This is a genomic window from Nakamurella sp. (genome assembly GCF_048594475.1).
Classification (GTDB): domain Bacteria; phylum Actinomycetota; class Actinomycetes; order Mycobacteriales; family Nakamurellaceae; genus Nakamurella.
In genome coordinates this window covers 1-23,609 of sequence record NZ_JBMDXT010000003.1, presented here as the reverse complement: position 1 = coordinate 23,609, position 23,609 = coordinate 1, and the positions used below count along the sequence as shown (strand labels likewise).

Here is a 23,609-nt window from a genome sequence, read left to right as displayed (position 1 = left end):
GCGCCGGCCCCCGCCGGCAACCCGGCCGGCCCGACCGGCGGCCCGGGCAACGGGCCGGCCGGCTCCGACGGATCCCCGATGGCCTCCCCGCAGCAGGTCGGCGCCCGTCCGGCGCCGCCGCCGGCCCGCGCCGGCTCCGAGGCCGCGCGCCGGGCCAAGGCCACCCGGCGACCGCCGCGGCTCGCCTCGCTCCAGCTCAAGCGGGTCGATCCGTGGACCGTCCTGAAGATCAGCCTGATCGTGGCGATCGTCATGTTCTTCGTCTGGATGATCGCGATCGGCATCCTCTACCTGACGATGGACGCCATGGGCGTGTGGTCCAAGATCAACGACACGTTCTCCACCCTGACCTCGTCCCCCGACACGCAGGCCGCCGGCAAGACCGACCTGGTCACCGCGGGCCGGATCTTCGGCATCACCGCGATCATCGGGGCGATCAACATCGTGCTGTTCACCGCCCTGGCGACGGTGGCCGCGTTCATCTACAACGCGGCGGCCGCGATGTCCGGCGGGGTCGAGCTGACCCTCGGCGAGCGCGACTGACCCGAACGTCCGGTTCATCCGGCCCGTCCGATCAGGCAGACTTTCGGTCATGGGATCGGTGTTCACTTCGATCGCCCTGCCGGTGGCGCTGGCGATCGTGATGCTGGGGCTCGGCCTGGGCCTGACCCGGGCCGACTTCGAGCGGGTGCTGCGTCACCCGCGGGTCACGCTGGCGGCGCTGGCCTGCCAGATCGTGGTGCTGCCGGCCGCCTGCTTCGCGCTCGTGCTGGCCTTCGACCTGCCGCCGGCGCTCGCGGTCGGCATGATGCTGCTGGCCGCGGCCCCGGGGGGCACCTCGGCCAACCTGTTCAGTCACCTGTTCCGCGGTGACGTCGCGCTCAACATCAGCTTGACCGCGGTGAACTCGGTCCTGGCCCTGGTCACCCTGCCGCTGATCGTCAACTTCTCGCTGGGCTGGTTCGGTGCGGGCGCGGACCACCTCGGGGCGCAGGCCAAGACGGCGCTCGACGTGGTGGTGATCGTGCTGCTGCCGGTGCTGCTGGGAATGCTCATCCGGTTCCGGCGGCCCGGGTGGGCCGACCAGATGGACCGGCCCGTCCGGCGGGCGTCGTTCACCATCCTCGTGCTGGTGATGCTGGGGGCGATCATCACCAACTGGGCGCTCCTGGCCCAGGAGTTCGGCCGGCTGAGCGTCATCACCGTGCTCTTCTGCCTGCTGAGCCTGACCGTCGGATTCGTGGTGCCCCGGCGGTTCGGGGCCTCCCATCCGCAGGCCGTCGCGACGTCGTTCGAGATCGGGATCCACAACGCGACGCTGGCCATCGTGGTGGCGCAGACGGTGCTCGGCTCGACCGAGCTCTCGCTGCCGGCCGCGGTCTACGGGGTGCTGATGCTGCCGTTGGCCATCGGCTTCGGGACGCTCGTCCGGTCCCGCTACGGGCTGCGGCCCGAGCCCGCCGCCTGATCCGGCCGCGGATTTGGGTCGCTTCCTCCGGTGCGGTAAGTTATGAGGCCGCGGTGCCGGTCGGACGCAGGCTCGACTCCGGTGCCGCGGTTGTCTGTTCCGCAGACGGCAGTGCCCGGGGCCTATAGCTCAGACGGTTAGAGCGCTTCCCTGATAAGGAAGAGGTCGGAGGTTCAAGTCCTCCTAGGCCCACCCCGCACGACCGCAACAATCCTTATCCCGGCCCGCATCTCGGGCCGGAGACGGCTTCACGTGAAACATCCGGGCCCCGGTGCGCTACGGTCGGACGTGGCACTCGACGACCGGTCGGGTTCCGCTCCGTGTCGTGTTGGATGGTGGGTATGAAGAAGATCCTGGTGCTGCTCGCCGTCCTCGGCGGCATCGCGTTCCTGGTCCAGCGCCGTCGTCAGGCGGCGGCCGCCGAGGCCGCCCTGTGGGACGAGGCGACCAAGCCCGTGGCCGGGACCGGATTCGCCTCCTCGGCGAGCTAGGCTGTCGGTCCGCCCGCCGCACCGGACCAGGCCGGTGGCCGCGAGCGGGCCGTTCGGGGACGTAGCTCAATTGGCAGAGCACCGCCTTTGCAAGGCGGGGGTTGAGAGTTCGATTCTCTTCGTCTCCACGCTCAAAGGATTGTTCCGATGCGCCGCGGACTGGCGCTCGGCTGAATCGAATGCTCGACCCAGGGCTGATCAGCGAACCCACGCTCACGGTCTCGCCCTGGTTCGAGGCCAGACGGCGCGACCACGAGGACAGACTCCTGGCTGTTTCCGGCCGCGGGGACTGGGATGAGTGGGTGGAGTTCTTCGCGCGCGGTATCGGTGAATCCGCCCACTCCACCCGCCGGCAGATGCTGGCGTTGGTCGCCCTCCAAGGGCGGCTCAAGGACACGATCAGAGCGTCGAATCTGCGGGCTGACTCCGCACACTCGCTGGTCGACCTCGCTGTGTCCCGGATGACCTTCACCGTGCGACAGGTGTCCGCCCTGCTCGCGCTGTCCTACGGGCGCGCCAACAAGCTCGTGAACTCGTTGGTCGAGCTCGGGATCCTCGCGCCGCTGGATGAGCAGACGTACAACCGGCGGTTCTATGCACCGGAGGTTCTCCGTGTGCTGCTGGCCGCCGAGCAGTCCTGAGGGTTGTCAGCCGACCTCGTCCAGGATCGTCCGCACGGCTTGCGGGTCGTGGGCGAACCGGCCGAGGAACATCCCGTCGACGTCGTCGGCGATCCGGGGCAGCAGGCCGGGTCCGGCGCTGCCCCCGTAGATGACCTGGGCCTGCGGGAACAGCGGGTCGCCGGCCAGTTCCCGGCGCAGCGCCCGGCAGACCTGAGCCACGTGCTCGGGCGGCGCCGGGTGCGGCGCTCCGATCGCCCAGACCGGCTCGTAGGCGACGATCAGCCGCCCGCCGGTTCCGGCCGCGCGGGCCGGGGCCAGCGCCGACTCCAGCTGCCGCAGGCAGAAGTCCGCGGCCCGGCCCGGTGAGCCCGGTTCCGGTTCGCCGATGCACTCGACCGGCGCCAGCCCGTTGCGCAGGGCGGCGTGTGTCTTGGCCGCGACCGTCTCGTCCGTCTCGCCGAACAGCGAACGCCGCTCGGCGTGGCCCACCTCGGCCATGGTGCAGCCGAGCTCGGCCAGTTCGGCCCCGCTGACCTCACCGGTGAACGGGCCGGCGTCCGCCCAGTGCAGGTCCTGCGCGCCGACCGCGATCCCGGCCGGCCCGGCGATCTGCGCCACCGCGGGGATGCTGGGGAAGGTGGGGATGACGAAGAACTCCACCGTCCCGCCGGTCGTCGCCGGGTGCTCGGCGCAGATCGCGGCGACCGCACGGGTCCACTCGACCGTTCGCCGGTGCCCGAAGTACATCTTCAGGCTGGACCCGATGACGAACCGGGCCATCAGACGCCCGATCCGAACCGCTCGAGAGCGCGGGCCAGCGCCGGATGCTCCTGTGCGGCGTCGGTCACCGGCCGGCCGGCCATCACCGCGTCGATGGCCTGACGCATGGCGTCGGCGCCGGCCGCCGCGCCGTCCGGGTGGCCCTGGATCGCGCCGCCGGCGCCCAGGATGATGTCCGCCCCCAGCTCCCGCATGTAGGTCTCGACCGTGCCCGGGTGCACGCCGCCGCCGACCACCGGGAAGGCCGGTGCGATGTGCGGTCGCGGCAGGGTCAGCTCGTGCACCGTCTTGAGGTAGGGCAGCCGGCGCAGCGGGTACCCGCCGTAGGGGGTGATGGTGAGCATCATGTCGCCGCCGGCCAGCCGCGGCAGCAGGCCAAGAGCCAGCGGGGCGGACATGCCGGTGCCCGGTCCCTCGAAGTACGGGGTCGCCCCGGCGTAGTGGGCCAGGATCGGCACCCCGATCGTCTCGGACAGGGCCTGCAGGGTGCCGTAACCCGCGCTCGCGTAGGCGATCATCACGGCGCGGGCGCCGGCGTCCACCGCCCGGCGGGCGGTGTCCAGCAGCCGGTCGGGTCGGTCGGTGACGTTGGGGATGTAGACCACGTCCCGGCCGGTGACGTCCCGGGCCCGCTCGGCCGCGCCGAGATACGCCTTCACCCGGTCGACCACCGGGGAGAACGACGGGTTGCCCATGAGCTCGTCGTCCTTGATCAGGTCCACCCCGCCGAGCGCCGTCTCGTAGAAGATGGCCGCGCCCTGCTCGGGGGTGAGCCCGGTGCACGGCTTGATCATGTTCAGCACCAGCGGCCGGTCCGGCACGCCGACCAGGTCCCGCACCCCGGCGATGCCGAACCGCGGCCCGGCCAGCTCCCGGGCGAGCGGGTCCGGGATCTCCAGGTCGACCAGCTTGGCCTGGACCGACGTCGACACGTCGTTGCCGATCGCGGTGGCCAGCAGCATCGGGATGGACGGCCCGAAGTTGACCGTCGGCAGGGCGATCTGGATGAAGTAGCCGCTGGTCGCGTCGGTCTGGGTGGCCAGGTCGACCGGCGGCGCCTCCAGGATCTTCACCACCCGGCCGCGGTGCCGGCGGCGCATCTCCTCGGTCACCCCGGGCACCTCGATCCAGGTCCCGATCGTCTGGCCGACCGCGTACCCGGTGGCCTTCGCCAGCACGTCCGCGTCGGCCGGCATGGTCAGGTAGAACGTCGCCAGCAGGTAGTCCTCGCCGCGGATCGACTCGCTGCGGCTGAACATCTCCGCCGGTCCAGTGGACGTCACCACCGGGCTCCTCTCGGTTCGTCGGGCGCCCCCGGCGGCTCCCCGCCCCCATCGGCCCCGGTCATCGGTACACGTGACGGGAAAGTTGACTGGACATGTCCAGTCCTGTCTAGTCAGTCACCCTACCGATACCGTCGCATGCCGTGAAGCCCTTCCTGATGCTCGCGATCCGCGGCGAGGACGTCGCCGCCGACGACGAGTACGCCGCCATGCTCCGCCGGACCGGGTTGGACGACGCGCAGCTGGTCCGGATCCGGATGGAGCAACGCCCTCTCGGGGCGGTCGACCTGGCCGACTGGTCCGGGGTGATCCTGGGTGGCGGGCCGTACCAGGCCAGCGACCCCGAGACCTCCAAGTCGCCGACCCAGCGCCGGGTCGAGGCCGAGCTGGCCGGGCTGCTCGACCAGGTCGTCGAGCGGGACTTCCCGTTCCTGGGCTGCTGCTACGGCGTCGGCACCCTGGGCCGGCATCAGGGTGCGGTGGTCGACCGCACCTACGGCGAACCCATCGGCGGCATCCAGGTCGCCCTCACCGACGCGGGCCGCGAGGATCCGCTGTTCGCCGGGGTCGAGCCGGAGTTCGGCGCCTACGTCGGGCACAAGGAGGCCGTTCGCTCGCTGCCGGGCCACGCCGCCGCGCTGGCCTCGTCCGCCGCCTGCCCGGTGCAGGCGTTCCGGGTCGGTCGCCGGGTCTACGCCACCCAGTTCCACCCGGAGCTGGACCTGGACGGGCTGGCCACCCGGATCGAGGCCTACCGGTACGCCGGCTACTTCCCGCCCGCCGAGGCGGACGCGGTGCTGGCCGCGGCCCGGGCCAGCGGGGTGGTCAGCACCCCGAACCTGCTGGGCCGGTTCGTCGAGCTCTTCGCTCGATGACCGCATCGTCGACCGGATCGTCGACCGGATCGCCGGCCGGGTCGACGGCCGGGTCGACGCCGGCGCAGCGGCTGGCCGCCACGGTGCAGCTGCTGGAGACGGTGCGCACCGCCGACGGTCGCCGGCCGCGGGTCCGGGCGGTGACCGTCACCCAGGGCGCGCAGCGGCTCGCGCACGTCGTGGACGGCCGGCCGGCGGACGTCCGCTCGATCAGCAAGGTCGCCGTCGCCGCGGCGGTCGGGGTGGCGATCGACCGCGGGGAACGCTGGGGATCCACCCGCCTGACGCCGGACGCCCCCGTCGGCGAGCTGATCGCCCAGGTGCCGGCCCTGGCCGCGCTCCCCAGACCGGCCGGCTGGGCCGACGTCCGGCTCGCCCACCTGCTCGACGGCACCATCGGGCACGACACCGGGTTCCTGTTTCGCCGCGACATCGGCGACCGCGACCCCGACGAGCTGCCCGCCTACCTGTTCGCCCGCCCCCTCGACCACCCGCCGGGCCGGCACTTCGCCTACTCCAACGCCGGCCCGTTCCTGGTGTCGATCCTGGTGCAGGAGCTCATCGGGCAGCGGCTGGGTGCCTGGGTCGGCGAGCGCGTGCTGGCTCCGGCCGGCATCACGGGCGGTCCGACCTGGCGCCGGTACGGCGCGTACGACGCCGGCGGCACGGGCCTGCGGCTGGACCCGCACCAGCTGCACGCCCTGGCCGACCTGTTCCGGTACGACGGGGTGGCCGGCGGCCCGGGCGGCGTCCGGGTGCTCGCGCCTGGCCGGATCCGCACCATGACGACCCCGTCGGCCGCGTCGACCGGGTCGGCGGGCCCGGTCCGGCCGGACGACCCGCTGCCCAAGGCCGGCTACGGCCAGGGTCTGTGGGTGTGCGGGGACGGCCGCTACTTCGGCGACGGCACCGACGGGCAGTTCCTGATCGTCGATCCGGCCCGGGACCTGGCCGTCAGCGCCCTCGGTGACGAACCCGACATGGCAGCCGTGCGAGCCTGTCTCGCGCCGCTGCTGGCGCCCTCCTGACCTCGCCCGATCACGCGGCCCGATCACCGGCGGGACCGACGGCGGCGCCGGGGTCGCGGCCGGGGTCGCGGCCGGCCTGCGGGTGCCGGCCGCCGGTGTGCCCGCATCATGGAGCGGGAACTGACCAGCCGACCTGGCCACCGACGTCCGAGGGGTTGTCCACCGATGCCCGACCGCGCTCCCCAGCCCGCGACCGTCCCGACCGGATCGATGGATCCGGAGTCCGCCGATCCGAGCCGGCTCAACCGGGCCCAGCGGGCCCGGTCGCTGCGGGCCGCCTCCGGCGGCGAGCACGACGTCCTGGTGATCGGGGCCGGGGTCACCGGCGCCGGCTGCGCCATGGACGCCGCGACCCGGGGTCTGAGCGTGGTGCTGGTCGAGGCCGGTGACATCGCCGTCGGCACGTCGTCCCGCTCCGGCAAGATCTTCCACGGCGGCCTGCGGTACCTGGAGCAGTACAACTTCGGGCTGGTCGCGCACGCCATCGTCGAGCGCGATCTGCAGGTCAAGACGCTCTGCCCGCACCTGACCCGGCCCGAGCCGTTCCTCTACCCGCTGTCCGCGCACTGGGAACGGCCCTACGCCGGCGCCGGCATCCTGCTGTACGACATCTTCGGTCTGCGCGGTCGCGGCGTGCCACGGCACCGGCACCTGACCCGGGGCGGCGTCGTCCGGCATGCCCCCTCGATGGACCCGGACGTGGTGACCGGCGGCATCCAGTACTACGACGTGCGGATGGACGACGCCCGGCACACCCTGGCCGTCGTCCGGACGGCGGCCGCGCTGGGCGCCGAGGTGATCACCGGTGCGCCGGTCGTCGAGATCCTCAAGGACGGGGACCGGGTGACCGGCGCGGTCGTCACCGACGGGCCGGACGGGGCGCGGCACGAGATCCGGGCCCGCATGGTGATCAACGCGGCCGGGGCCTGGGCGGCCGACGTGCAGCAGCTCGCCGGCGCCCACACCTTCGACGTGCAGCCGTCCAAGGGCGTGCACCTGCTGCTGCGCCGGGACGCGATCGACGCGGACACCGGCATCCTGGCCCGGGCCAGCGACTCGGTGATCATCGCCCGGCGGTGGTGGAACTACTGGCTGGTCGGCACGACGGACACCCCGTGGGACGGCGATCGCGGGTCGCCGCGCCCGGAGGTGGCGGACGTGGAGTACCTGCTGCGCGAGCTCAACCACTTCCTGCGGCGCAAGGTGCAGCCCGCGGACGTGCTCGGCGTGTACGCCGGGGTCCGGCCGCTGCTGCGGCCGGTCGGCCCGGACACCAACACCGATGCCGACGCGACGTCCGAGCTGTCGCGTGACCATTCGGTGATCGCCGGCCCGGACGGCCTGGTCACCATCGTCGGCGGCAAGTACACGACCTACCGGCTGATGGCGCAGGACACGATGGACGCGGCCGTCGCCACCGGCCGGCTCGGCGACGTCCCCGCGTCGCTCACCCGCAGCACGCCGCTGCTCGGCGCGGCCGGCTGGACCGCGATCGGGAACCGGGCCGGGGCGCTGGCGCAGGAGCACGGGCTGAGCCGCGAGCAGGTGGAGCGGTTGCTCAGCCGTTACGGCAACCAGATCCACGCGGTGCTCGCCGCCGGGGCCGCCGACCGGTCGCTGATCGCGCCCCGCGCCGACTGGGCCGGCTACCTGCCCGCCGAGCTGCTCTACGCGGTCACCGCCGAGGGTGCGCGGACCCTGACCGACGTGCTGATGCGGCGGACCCACCTGGCCATCGAGCTGCCGGACGGTGGGCACGAGGCCGCGCCGGCCGTCGCCGCGCTGCTGGCGGACGTCGCCGGGTGGGACGCCGCCGAGACCGATCGGCAGGTGGCCGGCTACCGGGCCGCGGTCGCCGCCGACCGGGCGGCCCTGGTGGCGGTGCAGGCGGGCGCGCCGGCGTCGGCCGGGGCCGCCGAACCGGCCCGGGCCGGGGGCTGACCGGCCGGCCGCTCAGCGCCAGGCCCGCTCCAGCGCCGCGGCGACGTCGAGCACCCCGTGCTCGTCCCGCCGGATCCCGACGATCTGCACCCCGATCGGCAGGCCCGGCGCCGGAGCGGGCACGGACACCGCCGGCCACCCGGTGAGGTTGAACGGGGAGTTCAGGGCCAGCAGGGCGGGCCGGACGTCCACCGCCCGCCCGTCGACCTCGACCGACGCGGCCCCGATCGGGGTCGCCCGCAGGCGGGTGGTGGCCAGCACCAGCACGTCGACGTCGGCCACCGCGGCCCGAAAGGCCGGCACCAGCCGGCGGCGGGTGCGCTGCGCCTCGATGTACTCGCGGGCGGGCCGGTCGGCGAAGCCGAGCAGCCGCTCCCGGATCAGCGGCTGGAAGTCATCGGGACGCTCGGCCAGCGCGCGGGAATGGGTGGCGTAGGCCTCGTTGCCGACGATCAGCGGGTAGGCGGCGACCAGTTCCTCGATCATCGGGGTCCGGACCGGCACCACCCGGGCGCCGGCGGCGACCAGCGCCCGGACGGCGGCGTCCACCCAGGGGGCGATGGCCGGGTCGGCCGGCTGCCAGTACTCGTCCACCAGAACGCCGACCCGCAGGCCCGGCACCGGCTCGGCCGGGTCGGGGTCGCGGCCGCCGAGCACGGCCCAGGCCAGCGCGGTGCCGGCCACGTCGGCGGCCAGTGCGCCGACGTGGTCCAGCGATTCGGCCAGCGGGAACACCCCGTCGGTCGGCAGGGCCCCGTACGCCGGCTTGAGCCCGACGACGCCGCACAGCGCGGCCGGGGTGCGCACACTGCACCCGGTGTCGGTGCCCAGGGCCAGCGGCAGGTGGCCAGCGGCGACCGCGGCGGCCGAGCCGGACGACGACCCGCCGGTGATGCGGCCGGGGTCGTGCGGATTGCGCGCCGGACCGGTGGCGGCGACGTCGCCGGTGGGGCCGTGCGCGAACTCCTGGGTGTGCAGCTTGGCCACGACCACGGCGCCGGCGGCGCGCAGCCGGGCCACCACCGGAGCGTCGAGGGTGGCCGGCGCGACGTCGCGCCGCACGTTCGAGCCGCAGCGGGTGGGCAGGCCGGCCACGTCGATCAGGTCCTTGACGCCCACGGCGATCCCGTGGAGCGGTCCGCGCCACTGCCCGCGGGCCGCCTCGGCGGTGCGGGTGGCCGCGGTGGCCGCGGCCCGCTCGGCGTCGAGGGTGATGACGGTGTTGAACGGGTCGGCGGCGAGCCGGTCGAGCACCGTCGCGACGTGCTCGGCCGGCGAGAGCCGCCCCGAGCGGATGGCCTCGATCGTCGCGGTCAACGACATGGCCTCGATCGATGCGGGTGCCACCGGCAGGGGCAGGGACTCGGTCACCGCTTCACTGTGCCCCACGGCCGGGCCGGCCGAACGGTCGGATCAGGCGACCTGCAGGTCCACCTCGATGTTGCCGCGGGTGGCGTTGGAGTACGGGCACACCTGGTGCGCCTTCTCGGTCACCGCGGCCACGGCCGCCGGATCGGCGTTCGGGATGCGGACGACCAGGCGCACCCCCAGCCCGAAACCGACGTCCTGCTTGAAGATGTCGACCTCGGCGGTGACGGTGGAATCGGTCACGTCGATCTTCTCCTGGCGACCGATCAGCTTGATGGCGCTGTGGAAGCAGGCGGCGTAGCCGGCGGCGAACAGCTGCTCGGGGTTGGTGGCCCCACCCGGGCCGCCCATCGGCGCGGGAATGCGGGTGTCGGTGTCGATGAAGCCGTCGTCGGTGCGCACGTGGCCGGTGCGGCCCTCACCGGACGAGGTGGCGACGGCGGTGTAGAGGGCGCTCATGGTGGTCTCCTTCGGTCCGACCCGAGCGGGTCGATTGATTGCAACTGTATTGTGCGCAATCTAATAGGGCAACATCGAGGCGGTGTAGGGTGGACCACATGGCGACGGGACCGCGCGGGGACCGAGATCCTGGTCCGCCGGCCGATCGGTACCGCGCGCTCGAGCTGGACAATCAGATCTGCTTCGCCCTCTACTCCGCGAGCCGGGCCATCGTCCGGGCCTACACCCCGCTGCTGGCCGATCTGGGCCTGACCTACCCGCAGTACCTGGTGATGCTGGTGCTCTGGGAGCGCCCCGCGGACGCGGTGGGGGTGTGCGAACTGGGCCAGCACCTGCTTCTGGACAGCGGCACCCTGACCCCGCTGCTCAAGCGGCTCGAGGGACTGGGCCACGTGACCCGGCGGCGGCACGACACCGACGAGCGCCGCGTGGTGATCGCCCTGACCCCGTCCGGGCTCGCCCTGCGCGAGCGGGCGGCGGCCATCCCGGGGGAGATCGGCCAGCGCACCGGGTTGTCCGTCGGCCGGCTCGTCGAACTCCGTGACGAGCTCACCCGCCTGGTCGGCGCCCTGGAGTCCGATCCCGGCCCTGCCGGCCGGTGACCCCCGCCGGTCGCCCGCACCGGTTGCCCGGGGTTCTCCCGGAATTCTGTGATGAGAGCAACAGGCGTTTCACATCCAAGTAACACCTTCGTCTTCGTCCGGCACCGAACGTCGCCGACTCTGAATGGGCAAGCGACAAACCGGAAGGGGCGACCCCGATGACCATTCATGAGGAAATCTCCGCCGATCAAGGGCTGCCGGCCGTGGCTGCCGGTCCGATCGGGGTGCCCGCCGGGCATTCCGCCGGGCATTCCGCCAGTGCCATTCCCGCGGCCAAGACATCCGGGCTGTCCGCGTTCGGCCCCGCGGCCCTGTCCGGCGCGGTCCCGCCGCCGGGCGTCCCCGCCCCGCCGGTGGTCGTTCCCGCGGCCCCGGTGGTGGCGCCGGTGCAGGCCCCGACCGCCGCCCAGCGGCCCCGCCCGCTGCGCATCGGCGACAAGGTTCGGTCCTTCGTCGACGACGTCTGCGTGAGCGTCGGGCTGACCGGCCTGATCGTCAACGTGGCCCCGCCGCGGTACGGCGCCCCGGCCCGGGCCCGCGTCCTGTGGGACAACGAGACCGTCTCGATGGCCGACGCCACCACGTTCGAGGTGCTCACCGTGCGCGAGGAGAGCGTCGCCGACGAGGAGTCCCGCGTCGCCTGACGCGTCCGCGCCCGGGCGGGTCACCGCCCGGGAGTACCGTCCGCCGGGTGGTGGTGACCGGCCGGCAGCTGAACCGGGCGACGCTGGACCGGCAGGGGCTGGCCGGCCGGGCCCGCCTGTCCGTCGAGGACGGCGTGCGCCGCGCGGTCGCCCTGCAGGCGCAGGAACCCGCCTCGCCCTACCTCGCGCTGTGGAACCGGCTGGCCGGGTTCGCGCCGGCCGACCTGGACGCCGCGTTCGCCGCCGGCCGGGTGGTGAAGGCGTCGCTGATGCGGATCACCCTGCAGGCGGTGCACCGCGACGACTACCCCGCCTTCCGGCACGCGATGGCCTCGTCCCTGCGGGCCTCGCGGGTCAACGACCGGCGGTTCACCGGACTCGGCCTGACCGCCGATCAGGTCGACGCCCTGATCCCCGACCTGCTGGCGTTCACCGCGCAGCCGCGCAGCAACGCCGACCTGGACGCCTGGACCAGGGACCGGCTCGGCGACCTGCCGCCGCCCGGCGCGTGGTGGGCGCTGCGCACCTACGGGCCGTTCGTGCACGCGCCGGCCGCGGCGACCTGGACTTTCGGCCCACGTCCCCGGTACACGGCCGGTCCGGTCGCCGACCCCACCGGTCCGGCCGAGCCGGCCGTGCTCCACCTCATCCGCCGCTACCTGGCCGGATTCGGTCCGGCGACGGTGGCCGACATCGCGCAGTTCACCCTACTGCGGCGACCGGTCGTGCGGGCCGCGCTGGCCGCGGACCGGCAGGACCTGCGCGACCGGCCCGGACCGGACGGGGCCGAGCTGTTCGACCTGCCCGACCGGCCGCTGCCCGACGCCGACCGTCCCGTCCCGCCCCGGTTGCTGGGCATGTGGGACAGCGTGCTCCTGGCCTACGCCGATCGGAGCCGGCTCATCCCGCCGGCCTACCGGGCCGCGGTCATCCGCCGCAACGGCGACGTGCTGCCCACCCTGCTGGTCGACGGCCGGGTGGCGGGCGTGTGGCGCTCGACCGGGGCCGGCATCGAGGCCGGTGCCTTCCACCCGCTGCCCGACGAGGTGTGGGCCGCGCTCGCCGACGAGGCGACCGCCCTCGTCGCGTTGCTGGCCGGCCGGGACCCGGAGGTCTACCGCCGCTACGACCACTGGTGGGACAAGGGCCTGCCCATCGTCCGGTCGGGCCTGCTGGCCCGGCGGTGACCCGGCCGCCGCCGACCGGGGCGACGGACCGGCCGAGCCGGGCGAGCCGGGTTTGGCACCGTTAGGGCAGCGACGCCAGCTCGGCGCTGACCGCGTCCGGGTCGGCCTTGAGCTCCTTGCGGACCTGCTTGTCGGCGCGCGTGATCGCCTTGTCCAGCTTGTCCTGCAGGTCGGTCGCGGCGACCAGGACGAAGCCGCTCTGTCCGGCGTCCAGCAGCTCGCCCAGTTCCTTGAGGTCGGCCCGGCTGAGCCCGGCGGCGGCGTGCCCGGCCAGGGCGCCGACCCCGGCCCCGGCGGCCCCGCCGAACAGCAGTCCGGCACCCAGGCCGACGGCCGGGAACAGGGCGACCAGCGCGCCGACGGCCAGGCCGACGCCGAGGCCACCCTTGGCCGCGTCCCGCGTCGGCTGCTCGTGCCGCTTGACGATCGAGACCTTGCCGTCGGCGTCCTTGCTGACGACCGCCGCATCGAACGTGTCGATCAGGTGCGTCTCGTGGTAGACCGCCTTGACCGACTCGTAGTCGGCGACCGCGGCCTCCTCGTCGTCGTACTGCGCGGCGATCAACAGGAACGTGTCCATGGGCATGCTGACTCCTTGTCGACGGGTCCGGTCACGGCGGCTCCGGGGGCCGCACGATCGACCTTGCCCGCCCGGGGATCCGTCGGCGTCATCCGGTTGGGGCTAACCGGGGGCCGGGCCGCGGATGACCCGTCTCGGACCATGCCGCCGCCGGCCGGGGACGGCGATGATGCGCGGGAGCCGACCGTCGCCGACGCGGGCCGGCCGGACGGAACGGAGCGTCATGGGAATCCAGCAGTGGGTGGCCCGGTTGGCCGGCCCGGGGGATCAGACCGGGCTGCTGGTGGCCGCGGCCGGGGTCCCCGGCACCTTCGAACCGTCGCTGGTGCCACGCAGCCTGTCCGACCAGGCCATCGTCACCGGGATCGGCGCCAGCCTGTCGTACCTGCTCACGGTGGCCACGCAGGACAGCATCGAGGCGCTGGCGGCCGGTGTCGCCGGGTGGGCGGCGGGTACCGCCGATCCGGCCCGGGACCGTCGCGCGGCGCTCATCGCGGACCTGGCGGCGGTGCCCGTCGGCATCGCGGTGCACCGGCTGCTCACCCGCCGCGAGGCCGAGCCGATGGTGCGCGGGCTGGCCCGGCAGGTCGCCTGGCGGACCGCGGTCACCGGGGTCGGCGGGACCGCCTTCACCCTGAGCCGGGCCGGCATGGCGGCCGCCGACCGGGCGATCGGGGCGGGGGGCCGGCTGGCCGCGGTTCCGCTCGGTGCGCCGCTGGGCCTTGGCCTCGGCCTGGCCCTGGAGGCCTACCGGCGGCGCGGGCTGCCGGACGAACCGGCCACCACCGACGCACCCGTGGTCGAGCCGTGGCGCGCCGCGCTGGCCAGCGCCGGGGTGGTCGCCGCGGTGTCCGGGGCGGCCCTGGGCCAGCGGCTGCTGGCCGACGGGACGGGCGCCCTGCTGGCCTCGGCGCTGCCGGGCGGCCGGGTGGTCTGGCGACCGGTGGGCCACGCGCTGACCCTGGCCGCGCTGGTGGCCGGCGGATCGGTGCTCTGGCACCGGGCGATCCGGTCGATCGAGGCCGGCACCAATGTGATCGAACCGATCATCGACGACGAGGGCGGGCGCCGGTGGGTCGGGCCGACCGCCAGCGGCTCGGCGCAGAGTCTGGTGCCGTGGCCCACCCTGGGCCGGGAGGGACGCCGGCACGTGCTGCTGTACCCGCGGCCCCGTCCGGTCACCGGGCTCCCGGTCAGCCTGCCCGACCTGGCCATCTCCTCGGTGATGGGCGAACCCGCGGTCGCCGATCCGGCGCTGGTCTACGTCGGCCTGGACAGCGCCCCGACGGCCCGGGCCCGGGTCGACCTGGCCCTGGCCGAGATGGACCGGGTCGGCGCCTGGGACCGCGCGCTGATCATGCTGTGCTCGCCCACCGGCTCGGGCTACATCAACTACTGCGCCACCGCGGCCGCCGCGTACCTGACCCGGGGCGACGTGGCCATCGTGACCATGCAGTACTCCAAACGGCCGTCCCCGCTGTCGCTGTTCAAGGTCAAGGACGCCCGCGAGCAGAACCGGCTGCTCTGGCTGGCGATCAGCGCGCGGCTGCGCGACCGGCCCGGCCGGCGACCGCGGGTCGTGCTGTTCGGCGAGAGCCTGGGTGCGCACACCAGCCAGGACGTGCTGCTGCACTGGGGCACCCTGGGCCCGGAGGCGCTGGGCATCGACCGCGCCCTGTGGATCGGCACGCCGTACGCCAGCGGGTGGATGCACCAGGTGACCGGGGCCGCGCGGCCGGACGTCGACCCGTTGCTGGTGGCCAGGGTCAACGACTTCGACCAGCTGGCCGAGCTCCCCCCGGAGCATCGCGCGGCCCTGCGGTACGTGATGGTCAGCCACGACAACGACGGCGTGACCAAGTTCGGCGTCGACCTGCTGTCCACCCGCCCCGACTGGTTGACCGACGCCCGCCCCGCCGTGCAGATCGTGCCGGGGGCCAGCCCCCGGGGCGTGCCGGCGCGCCTGCGCTGGCGGCCGATCACCAGCTTCCTGCACGGCCTGATGGACATGAAGAACGCCCAGAAGACGGCCGGTTACCGGGCCTGGGCCCACGACTACCGGCCCGATCTGGCCCGGTTCATCGCTGCCGTCTACGACCTGCCGGCCACACCCGAGCAGCTCGCCCGGATCGAGCGGGCGCTCCGGGCCCGCGAGGAGATCCGGGACTCGCTGCTGTCGCAGCACCTGGCCGCGATGCACGCGCCGGCCGGTGACCCCGCGGGCGGGACCGATGAGTCCGCGGGGGCCACGCCGTCTACCCCGTAGGGCCACCCCGGCCCGACCGTGATGCGAGGGAGCGTCGGATGACCGGAGTGCGTGTGCTGGTGGGGACCCGCAAGGGGGCCTTCGTGCTGACCGCCGACGGCGCCCGGCGCGACTGGCGGGTCAGCGGACCGCATTTCGCCGGGTGGGAGATCTACCACGTCAACGGCTCACCGGCCGATCCGAACCGGATCTACGCCTCCCAGTCCAGCGGCTGGTTCGGGCAGGTCATCCAGCGATCCGACGACGGCGGGGACAGCTGGGAGCCGATCGATTCGGCCTTCACCTACACCGGGGAGGTCGGCCGGCACCAGTGGTACGACGGGACCCCGCGGCCGTTCGAATTCACCCGGGTGTGGCACCTGGAACCGGCCCTGGACGACCCGGACACCGTCTACGCCGGGGTCGAGGACGCGGCCCTGTTCCGGACCCGCGACGGCGGCCGCAGCTGGACCGAGATGCCCGGCCTGCGCACCCATCCCAGCGCGCCCCAGTGGGCACCCGGGGCCGGCGGGATGTGCCTGCACACCATCATTCTCGACCCCACCGACGCCAACCGGATGTACACCGCGATCTCCGCCGCCGGCGCCTTCCGCAGCGACGACGCGGGCGAGTCCTGGCGGCCGATCAACCGCGGGCTGCGGTCCGAGGGCATTCCCGACCAGCAGGCCGAGGTCGGGCACTGCGTGCACCACGTCACCCTGCATCCGGCCCGGCCGGAGGTGCTCTACATGCAGAAGCACTGGGACGTGATGCGCAGTGACGACGCCGGCGAGTCGTGGACGGAGATCAGCGGCAACCTGCCGACCGACTTCGGGTTCCCGATCGCGGTGCATGCCCACGAGCCGGAGACGATCTACGTCCTGCCGATCACCAGCGACTCCGACCACGTCGTGATGGACGGCCGGTTGCGTGTCTACCGCAGCCGGACCGGCGGTCACGAGTGGGAGCCGCTCACCCGCGGGCTGCCGCAGGAGCACTGCTACGTCAACGTCCTGCGCGACGCGATGGCGGTGGACTCACTGGACGAGTGCGGGCTGTACTTCGGCACGACCGGCGGCCAGGTCTACGCCTCGGCCGACGCCGGGGCGAGCTGGGCGCCGATCGTCCGCGACCTCCCGGCGGTCCTGTCGGTGGAAGTGCAGACGCTGCCATGACCGCCCCCGCCGGGAACCCGGCCGGCGTCCGGATCGTGCTGCCCGCCCACCTGCGTGAGCTCGCCCGGGTGCACGGCGAGGTCGACGTCCAGGTGTCCGGTCCGGTCACCCAGGCCAGCGTGCTGGACGCTTTGGAGGCCCGCCTGCCGGTGCTGGTGGGCCGGGTGCGCGACCGGGCCACCGGGAAGCGGCGCGGCTTCGTGCGGTTCTACGCCTGCCAGGAGGACCTGTCCCACGACCCGCCCGACCGCCCACTGCCGGACGAGGTGGCCAGCGGCCGGGAGCCGTTCCTGATCGTCGGGTCCATGGCCGGCGGCTGATCGCCGGCGGTCCGTCGCCCGGGTGCCCGGCCGGCGACCGTGCGCACGGCGTGCCCGGCCCGCTCAGAGCAGGCGGGGCTGGTCCCCCGGGTCGGGGGCGGCCCGGCCGGCCCCGGCCGACGTGGCCGATTCCAGCACGTGGCGGGCGCGCCGGCCCAGATCGCCCAGGTCGACACGACCGACCTCGGCGGCCCGCAGCAGCCGCTCGGCCAGTTCCAGGGCCTCCTCCAGGATGGCCGGGTCGGCGGCCCGTTCCTGGCCCATGTCGCCCAGGATGGTCCGTTCCGTCCGGGAGGCGACGATCGGGCTGCCGATGCCGTCGACCCAGACCTCGGTGCGGCGCCCGTCGCCACGGTCCTCGCCGCGGATCGGCTCCAGCGCGAAGATCTTGTCCGACCGCGCGTACTTGCCGAAGCCGAGGAACACCATGTGCGGGTCGGTCGCCATGCCTCACACTATCGGCCCGGACATCCGGCCCGTCGGGGTCACACCGAAGGCTGATGCACCGACCCGGGCGGGTGACGATCGTTCCCCGCCGGAGTTGCTGTGAGTTACCTTTGCGCCATCATCGCCGGTTCCGACGAGGGGATCGCCCGTGCGGCGCACCGTCTTCATCGCCACGATCGCCGGGCTCCTCACGCTCGGCGCCGTCGCCGGCTGCGGCGGCGGCACGGCCGGACAACCGGCCGTGGCCGCGTCGCTGCCGTCCGCCGACCCGTCCTCCGGCCCGCCGAGCTCCGCCGACGCCCCGCCCGCGGACGGCGACGCGGGGGTGGTGGTGGACGCCTCGGTGGTCGAGCAGAGCGCCCTGCGCCCCATGCAGGTCGAGACGGACGACTTCTGGGAGGAGATCGCCGGCCTGGCGCAGATCCCGGTGAAGGTCAACGCCCCGATGAGATTCCTCCGCGGGGCGGAGACGTTCGAGTGCGGCGGGGTCGAGCTGAGCGCCGCCGACCGGTACGGCCCGACGTTCTGCGCCCCCGAGGACACCATCGTGGTGTCCGAGACCTTCATGGACGCCATCGGCGCGTCGATGGCGATGCGGGCGGACGGCACGTTCGCCGACCCGGCCGCCGAGGTGGGCCTGTACTTCCTGCTCGCGCACCAGTGGGGGCACAACATCCTGGAGGAGATGATCGCCGCCAAGGGCGCGGACGTCACGCTCATCCCGAGCAACCAGCTGGAGGTGACGGCCGACTGTTTCGCCGGCCTGGCCATCGCCGGCGTGCCGCGGGTGTTCACCGAGAAGGGCCCGGCCGCCGTGCTGAGCCTGGTCTCGACCTACGGCGAGCGGTTCACCGGCATCGCCGGGTCACCGGCGACCCGGGAGAAGGCCATCGCCGCCGGGTTGGCCCCGAGTTACGACGACCGGGCCGGCCTGGCCGCCGGCGTCACCGGCTGCCTGACCGGGCAGGCACCGGCCCTGGCCACCGCACTCGGGGTGGGCTGAGCCCGGCCGTGCCGGCGCGGCCCCGCCGGGGCGTCCGGCCAGCGGAAGGAGCGCGCCGCCCGCCGCCGCAGTGCCGATGATCGACCGGTGACGGCCGATCCGATCCACCTGGGGCCCGGTGGCTGACACCCTGCTCAAGATCCTGCCGGTGCTGCTCGGGTTCGTGGGCGGCTTCCTGCTCCGCCGGTTCGGGGTCGCCGAACACCGCGACGGCGACTTCCTGTTCCGGCTCGTGTTCTCCGTCTGCCTGCCCGCCCTGATCTTCACCTCGCTGTCCACGGTGCGGATCACGGCGGCGCTGGCGGTCTACCCGTTGTCGTCGGCGCTGTTCACCGTCGCCGGCTTCGTCATCGCCACCCTGGTCGCGCGGCGGGCCCGCTGGTCCCCGACCCAGAGCGCGGTGCTGGTGACCGGCTGCATGATCGCCAACAGCGGGTTCGAGCTGCCCTTCGTCCAGGCGATCTACGGCGCCGAGGGCGTCGTCCGGATCGCCGCCTTCGACGCGGTCAACACGGCGCTGACCTTCAGCTGGGTCTACCTGATGGCGGCGCGGGCCAACCCGCACCGCCGGCCCGGCAGCCGGGCCCTGCTGACCCGGCTGCTGTACAGCCCGGCGTTGTGGGCGATCGCCCTCGGGGTCGCCGTCAACCTGCTGGGCGTGCCGGTGCCGGCCCCCGTCCACGACGCGCTGGCCGTCTTCGGGTCGGCGACCGCGATCATCATCCCGCTCGCCGTCGGCATCCTCTTCCGGCCGGCGTCCGCCCAGCTCGGCCGGGCGGCGGTGATCATCGGGGTGCGGCTCGCGGCCGGCCTGCTGGTCGCCATCGGCCTGATCCTGCTGTTCGATCTGCAGGGGCTGGACCGGACGATCATGCTGTTGCTGGGGATCGCGCCGATCGGCTTCTCCACGGTCACCTTCGCCTCGCTGGAGAATCTGGACGAGCGCCTGGCGGTCACCGCCCTGTCGCTGTCCCTGTGCGTCGGGCTGGTGCTGTCGATGGTCGTCACGTTGCTCTGAACGGGTGCCCCGACGGCTGAAACCGTGGCCCTCGTCACACCCCCGCCCCGGCCCGGGACCGCTCCGGGGCGCGTCGCGTCCGCCCTGGTCGGGGCCGCGGAGCGCGGGCGGCGAGTGTCGCCCAGGAAGCGGTCCGGCGCGCGCGGAACGGCGTTCGGTCCGGGGCGGCGGGGATGACGCGAACGGACGTTGTTACGGCATCCGTCACAAAGGATGGCTACTATCCGCGCTCGTGACCAAATCGAGTCGACCTGCGATCGTGCCGTCCGACCTTGACGACGTCGAGCGCTTCACGGAGGAGTTCCTCAAGCGCCTCCAGTTCGGCCAGGGCGTGGCCCTGGCCCGAGCCACCCGCAACGACCTCTACTACGCCCTGGCCCGCACGGTCCGCCAGCAGCTGATGGCTCGCTGGTTGGAAACCGTGCAGAAGCAGATGCAGGCCAAGGCCAAGGTGGTCGTGTACCTCTCGGCCGAGTACCTGCTCGGGCGGCAGCTGGACAACGCGCTGCTGGCCTCCGGGCTGACCGGGACCGCCGAGCAGGCGATCGGCAACCTCGGCCTTGACCTGCAGCAGATCCGGGACACCGAGGTGGAGCCCGGCCTGGGCAACGGCGGCCTCGGCCGGCTGGCCGCGTGCTTCATCGACTCCCTGGCGACGCTGCGGATCCCGGCCATCGGCTACGGCATCCGGTACGAGTACGGCATCTTCCGGCAGACCTTCGAGGACGGCCACCAGGTCGAGCAGCCCGACTCCTGGCTGACCCTGGGCTCGCCCTGGGAGTTCCCGCACCCGGAGATGGGTGTCAAGGTGCGCTTCGCCGGCCACACCGAGAAGTACCTGGGCGAGGACGGCGTCGAGCGCACCCGGTGGAACAACGACTGGGAGGTGATCGGGGTCCCCTACAACTACATGGTCCCCGGCTACCGCACCGGCAACGTGAACACCCTGCGCCTGTGGAGCGCGCGGGCCACCCAGGCCTTCGACCTGAACGTGTTCAACAACGGCGACTACCTCCAGGCGATCCGCGCCCAGGCGTTCGCGGAGAACATCAGCAAGGTGCTCTACCCGGAGGACTCCACGCCCCAGGGCAAGGAGCTGCGGCTGCAGCAGCAGTACTTCTTCGTGGCCTGCTCGATCCGCGACTTCCTCAACAACGTCCTGCCGCCCGGCTTCGACCTGCGCAAGCTGCCCGAGCGGGTCATCTTCCAGCTCAACGACACGCACCCGGTGATCGCGATCCCCGAGCTGATGCGGATCCTGGTCGACGAGAAGGACATCCCCTGGGACGAGGCCCTGGACATCTGCCGCCAGTGCTTCGCCTACACCTGCCACACCCTGCTGCCCGAGGCGCTCGAGGTCTGGCCGGTCGAGCTGCTGGGCCGGCTGCTGCCCCGGCACCTGGAGATCATCTACCGGATCAACGAGGAGTTCCTGGCCGAGCTGCGCGAGGCGTATCCCGACGACGAGCTGCGGGTGCGCAGCATGTCGATCATCCAGGAGCACCCGTCCCGGGCCGTCCGGATGGCCTACCTGGCCACCGTGGTCGGGGCCAAGGTCAACGGGGTCGCCGAGCTGCACAGCCAGCTCCTGCGCGACAAGGTGCTGACCGATTTCTCGGCCTACTGGCCGGACAAGTTCACCAACGTGACCAACGGGATCACCCCGCGCCGGTTCGTCGGCCTGGCCAACCCGGGGCTGACCGAGCTGATCACCGACACCATCGGCGACGGCTGGCTGCGCGACCTGGATCGGCTGCGGGAGCTGGAGCCCTACGCGGACGATCCGGCCTTCCTGGACGCGTTCGCCGCGGTCAAGTCGGGCAACCGCGCCCGGCTGGCCGGACTGCTGGAGCGGCGTGACGGGATCGTGCTGCCGCAGGACGCGATGTACGACGTGATGGTCAAGCGCCTGCACGAGTACAAGCGGCAGACGCTCAAGCTGCTGCACATCGTCACGCTGTACCAGCGGCTGCAGGAGAACCCCGAGCTGGACATCGTGCCCCGGGTCTTCGTCTTCGGCGCCAAGGCCGCGCCCGGGTACTGGATCGCCAAGCAGACGATCGCGCTCATCAACGCGGTCGGCAAGGTGATCGACAACGACCCGATCGTGGCCGGCCGGCTCAAGGTGGCGTTCCCGGCCAACTACAACGTCACCCTGGCCGAGACGCTGATCCCCGCGGCCGACCTGTCCGAGCAGATCTCGCTCGCCGGCAAGGAGGCCTCCGGCACCGGCAACATGAAGCTCGCGCTCAACGGTGCGCTGACCATCGGCACGCTGGACGGCGCGAACGTGGAGATCCTCAAGGCCGTCGGCGAGCAGAACTTCTTCCTGTTCGGGCTGACCGAACCGGAGGTGGAGTCCATCTACGAGTCGGGCTACCAGCCGCGGGAGTACTTCCAGACCAACCCGTCGCTGCGCAAGGCGCTGGGGGCCATCGCCTCGGGCGCGTTCTCGGACGGCAACCGGGAGACGTTCGCCCCGATCGTCGACTCGCTGCTGCACGAGGACCGCTTCCTGGCCCTGGCGGACTACCAGAGCTACATCGAGGCCCAGGACCGGGTCGATCTGGCCTACCGGGACCAGCGGGCGTGGAACCGCAGCGCCGTGCTGAACGTGGCCCGGTGCGGGTTCTTCTCCAGCGACCGGTCGATCCAGGACTACCTGGACCGGATCTGGAACGCCGCCCCGGTGGTCGTCGGCTGACGCTCGCACAGGTGGCATCGCTGCAGGTCAGCGGCCCGACCCCGGGTCGTTGCGCCGTCGTGGCATAGTTCGCAGTTCCCGCTTCGGACCCGGGCTGTCCCCCGATCGGTGGATAGCCTGGGTCCATGTTTCGAAGACGCGCGTTGTCCATCCGCACTCTCGGGACCCTCCTGGCGGCGGGGGTCCTGACCACCGCCGTGGCCGCCTGCGGCAGTTCCGGCAGCTCGTCGCCGGAGGCTTCGGCGACCTCGTCGAGCGCGGCCCCGGTGACGGTGGCCGGCAGTGTGGTCAGTACCGCCGGCTCCTCGAACGAGGCGGCGGTGACCGTCCCGGATCCGGTCGCCGCCGAGTGGACCGCCCTGGGGGCCGGCAACGGCGTCGAGTGGATCGCCGTCGCGGGCGACGGGACGACCACCACCGAACCGGTCGCCGCCGCCGCCGACGGGGCCGCCACGGCGTTCGCCGAGCGGATGAACGCGCTCCAGGCCCAGCAGCCGGGCCGGGACGCCCTGGCCGGGCTGGATGCGCTGGCCTCGCCGGCCGGCTCGCCCGTGTGGGTGTTCTCCCCGCTGCTGGACACCCGGGGCGCCGTGGACATGAACCTGCTCGCTTTCGACCAGTCGCCGCCGGACGTGGTGAATGCGGTCACCGCGGCCGGCCAGCTGCCGGACCTCACGGGCCGCGACGTCTCGTTCGTGGTGACCCCGGTGGCCGGCCAGCAGAACGCGCTGTCCGACGTGCAGGTCGGCTACCAGCACGCCATCTGGGAGGGCATCGCGACCGCCGCCGGCGCCGCCAAGGTGACCTTCTACGACGGCACCGGCACCGGCGCGGGCACCGGCACGATTCCGGTGGTGGCCACCCCGGATCCCAGCGACAAGATCAGCTCGGAGGGGTCGGGTCCGACCCGCACCTGCACCCTGCCGACGCCCGCCCTGTTCCGGCCGAACGAGGCGGCCCTGATCGACAAGCAGGCGACCCTGACCGCGCTGGGCGAGTGCGTCGGCACGGTCGACCCCTCGACCAAGATCACCGTGCAGGGTCACACCGCGGCCGTTCCGGGCGGTGACCCGCAGGGCGCGGTCGACCTGTCCACCCAGCGGGCGACCGAGGTCGCCGCCCTCCTGCAGGAGGTCGGTGTGCCGGCCGAGAACATCACCTCCGTGGTCGGCCTGGGCGATTCCGCGCCGCTGGTGCAGCCGGCGTCCGACCCCGGCAACCGCGCGGTCGTGGTCACCTTCACCTCCGCCGGCTGATCCGGCCGGACCGATCGGGGCGGGGGGGGGGGCCCCCCCCGCCCGGCCCCGCCCCCCCCCCGCGCCGGGCCCCGCCCCCCGCGGGGGGCGCCCCCCCCCCCCCGCCCCCGCC

23 protein-coding genes and 2 tRNA genes are annotated in these 23,609 nt (G+C 73.3%); 19 read left to right on the top strand and 6 right to left on the bottom strand.

The window, feature by feature from the left end; genetic code table 11:
• The 6 genes from ACOJUF_RS00165 to ACOJUF_RS00140 all read left to right on the top strand — a co-directional run.
• Positions 1-543: DUF3566 domain-containing protein (locus ACOJUF_RS00165; RefSeq protein WP_420119838.1), on the top strand; the 543-nt coding region annotated here is incomplete at its 5' end.
• 49 nt (positions 544-592) lie between these two features.
• A complete protein-coding gene (locus ACOJUF_RS00160; RefSeq protein ID WP_420119837.1) occupies positions 593-1,468 on the top strand; it encodes a bile acid:sodium symporter family protein in 876 nt (291 codons plus the stop codon).
• 118 nt (positions 1,469-1,586) lie between these two features.
• Positions 1,587-1,660, top strand: a tRNA-Ile gene (locus ACOJUF_RS00155).
• Positions 1,661-1,809: 149 nt separating this feature from the next.
• A complete protein-coding gene (locus ACOJUF_RS00150) occupies positions 1,810-1,959 on the top strand; it encodes a DLW-39 family protein (protein WP_420119836.1) in 150 nt (49 codons plus the stop codon).
• A 55-nt stretch (positions 1,960-2,014) separates the two neighbouring features.
• Positions 2,015-2,087 (top strand) — tRNA-Ala (locus ACOJUF_RS00145).
• Positions 2,088-2,138: 51 nt separating this feature from the next.
• Positions 2,139-2,600 (top strand): hypothetical protein, encoded by a 462-nt coding sequence (locus tag ACOJUF_RS00140; RefSeq protein WP_420119835.1) that lies wholly within the window; start codon positions 2,139-2,141, stop codon positions 2,598-2,600.
• A gap of 6 nt (positions 2,601-2,606) precedes the next feature.
• On the opposite strand, the gene ACOJUF_RS00135 is transcribed toward ACOJUF_RS00140, so the two are convergent.
• A complete protein-coding gene (locus tag ACOJUF_RS00135; protein WP_420119834.1) occupies positions 2,607-3,362 on the bottom strand; it encodes a triose-phosphate isomerase family protein in 756 nt (251 codons plus the stop codon).
• The gene (locus tag ACOJUF_RS00130; RefSeq protein ID WP_420119833.1) at positions 3,362-4,645 is read right to left on the bottom strand and encodes a RuBisCO large subunit C-terminal-like domain-containing protein; all 1,284 of its coding nucleotides are present in this window, start codon (positions 4,643-4,645) and stop codon (positions 3,362-3,364) included. Before ACOJUF_RS00130 ends, ACOJUF_RS00135 begins: the two co-directional genes overlap by 1 nt.
• A 143-nt stretch (positions 4,646-4,788) precedes the next feature.
• On the opposite strand from ACOJUF_RS00130, the gene ACOJUF_RS00125 reads away from it, so the two are divergent.
• The 3 genes from ACOJUF_RS00125 (at position 4,789) to ACOJUF_RS00115 (ending at position 8,489) form a co-directional block, all read left to right on the top strand.
• On the top strand, positions 4,789-5,520 hold the full coding sequence (locus ACOJUF_RS00125) for a glutamine amidotransferase (RefSeq protein ID WP_420119832.1): 732 nt from the start codon (positions 4,789-4,791) through the stop codon (positions 5,518-5,520).
• Positions 5,517-6,548, top strand: coding sequence for a serine hydrolase domain-containing protein (locus ACOJUF_RS00120; protein ID WP_420119831.1), 1,032 nt, complete (start codon positions 5,517-5,519; stop codon positions 6,546-6,548). Before ACOJUF_RS00125 ends, ACOJUF_RS00120 begins: the two co-directional genes overlap by 4 nt.
• 165 nt (positions 6,549-6,713) lie before the next feature.
• Complete coding sequence (locus ACOJUF_RS00115) at positions 6,714-8,489, top strand: FAD-dependent oxidoreductase (protein ID WP_420119830.1); 1,776 nt, start codon at positions 6,714-6,716, stop codon at positions 8,487-8,489.
• Between the two features lie 12 nt (positions 8,490-8,501).
• Here the strand turns inward: ACOJUF_RS00115 and ACOJUF_RS00110 are convergent, their stop codons facing one another.
• Together ACOJUF_RS00110 and ACOJUF_RS00105 are read right to left on the bottom strand one after the other, a co-directional pair.
• Positions 8,502-9,860 carry an amidase gene (locus tag ACOJUF_RS00110; RefSeq protein ID WP_420119829.1) on the bottom strand — a complete coding sequence of 453 codons (1,359 nt, stop codon included), beginning with the start codon at positions 9,858-9,860 and terminating at the stop codon, positions 8,502-8,504.
• 42 nt (positions 9,861-9,902) lie between these two features.
• Complete coding sequence (locus ACOJUF_RS00105) at positions 9,903-10,316, bottom strand: organic hydroperoxide resistance protein (RefSeq protein WP_420119828.1); 414 nt, start codon at positions 10,314-10,316, stop codon at positions 9,903-9,905.
• Positions 10,317-10,414: 98 nt separating this feature from the next.
• Between ACOJUF_RS00105 and ACOJUF_RS00100 the strand changes: the two genes are divergently transcribed.
• The 3 genes from ACOJUF_RS00100 (at position 10,415) to ACOJUF_RS00090 (ending at position 12,749) form a co-directional block, all read left to right on the top strand.
• Positions 10,415-10,918 carry a MarR family winged helix-turn-helix transcriptional regulator gene (locus ACOJUF_RS00100; protein ID WP_420119827.1) on the top strand — a complete coding sequence of 168 codons (504 nt, stop codon included), beginning with the start codon at positions 10,415-10,417 and terminating at the stop codon, positions 10,916-10,918.
• A gap of 158 nt (positions 10,919-11,076) precedes the next feature.
• Positions 11,077-11,562, top strand: a complete 486-nt coding sequence (locus ACOJUF_RS00095) for a hypothetical protein (RefSeq protein WP_420119826.1) — start codon at positions 11,077-11,079, stop codon at positions 11,560-11,562.
• Between the two features lie 47 nt (positions 11,563-11,609).
• Positions 11,610-12,749 (top strand): winged helix DNA-binding domain-containing protein, encoded by a 1,140-nt coding sequence (locus ACOJUF_RS00090; RefSeq protein ID WP_420119825.1) that lies wholly within the window; start codon positions 11,610-11,612, stop codon positions 12,747-12,749.
• Positions 12,750-12,810: 61 nt separating this feature from the next.
• Here ACOJUF_RS00090 and ACOJUF_RS00085 read toward each other — a convergent pair whose 3' ends face one another.
• Positions 12,811-13,335, bottom strand: coding sequence for a hypothetical protein (locus ACOJUF_RS00085; protein WP_420119824.1), 525 nt, complete (start codon positions 13,333-13,335; stop codon positions 12,811-12,813).
• Positions 13,336-13,552: 217 nt separating this feature from the next.
• On the opposite strand from ACOJUF_RS00085, the gene ACOJUF_RS00080 reads away from it, so the two are divergent.
• Genes ACOJUF_RS00080 through ACOJUF_RS00070 form a run of 3 tightly spaced genes read left to right on the top strand, consistent with a single transcriptional unit; the run spans position 13,553 to position 17,069 of the window.
• Entirely contained in the window at positions 13,553-15,595 is a 2,043-nt protein-coding gene (locus ACOJUF_RS00080) for an alpha/beta-hydrolase family protein (RefSeq protein WP_420119823.1), read from the top strand.
• Positions 15,596-15,633: 38 nt separating this feature from the next.
• Positions 15,634-16,749 (top strand): WD40/YVTN/BNR-like repeat-containing protein, encoded by a 1,116-nt coding sequence (locus ACOJUF_RS00075; RefSeq protein WP_420119822.1) that lies wholly within the window; start codon positions 15,634-15,636, stop codon positions 16,747-16,749.
• Positions 16,746-17,069, top strand: a complete 324-nt coding sequence (locus tag ACOJUF_RS00070; protein ID WP_420119821.1) for a MoaD/ThiS family protein — start codon at positions 16,746-16,748, stop codon at positions 17,067-17,069. The genes ACOJUF_RS00075 and ACOJUF_RS00070 overlap by 4 nt, the downstream gene beginning before the upstream one ends.
• Before the next feature lie 63 nt (positions 17,070-17,132).
• On the opposite strand, the gene ACOJUF_RS00065 is transcribed toward ACOJUF_RS00070, so the two are convergent.
• Complete coding sequence (locus ACOJUF_RS00065; RefSeq protein WP_420119820.1) at positions 17,133-17,516, bottom strand: hypothetical protein; 384 nt, start codon at positions 17,514-17,516, stop codon at positions 17,133-17,135.
• Between the two features lie 148 nt (positions 17,517-17,664).
• Between ACOJUF_RS00065 and ACOJUF_RS00060 the strand changes: the two genes are divergently transcribed.
• From ACOJUF_RS00060 to ACOJUF_RS00045, 4 genes are all read left to right on the top strand, one after another.
• The gene (locus ACOJUF_RS00060; RefSeq protein WP_420119819.1) at positions 17,665-18,519 is read left to right on the top strand and encodes a hypothetical protein; all 855 of its coding nucleotides are present in this window, start codon (positions 17,665-17,667) and stop codon (positions 18,517-18,519) included.
• A 118-nt stretch (positions 18,520-18,637) separates the two neighbouring features.
• A complete protein-coding gene (locus ACOJUF_RS00055; protein ID WP_420119818.1) occupies positions 18,638-19,537 on the top strand; it encodes an AEC family transporter in 900 nt (299 codons plus the stop codon).
• A 232-nt stretch (positions 19,538-19,769) separates the two neighbouring features.
• A complete protein-coding gene (locus ACOJUF_RS00050) occupies positions 19,770-22,241 on the top strand; it encodes a glycogen/starch/alpha-glucan phosphorylase (RefSeq protein ID WP_420119817.1) in 2,472 nt (823 codons plus the stop codon).
• A 125-nt stretch (positions 22,242-22,366) separates the two neighbouring features.
• Positions 22,367-23,497: an OmpA/MotB family protein gene (locus ACOJUF_RS00045; protein ID WP_420119816.1), complete on the top strand. Its 1,131-nt coding sequence runs from the start codon at positions 22,367-22,369 to the stop codon at positions 23,495-23,497.
• Positions 23,498-23,609 lie beyond the last annotated feature (112 nt).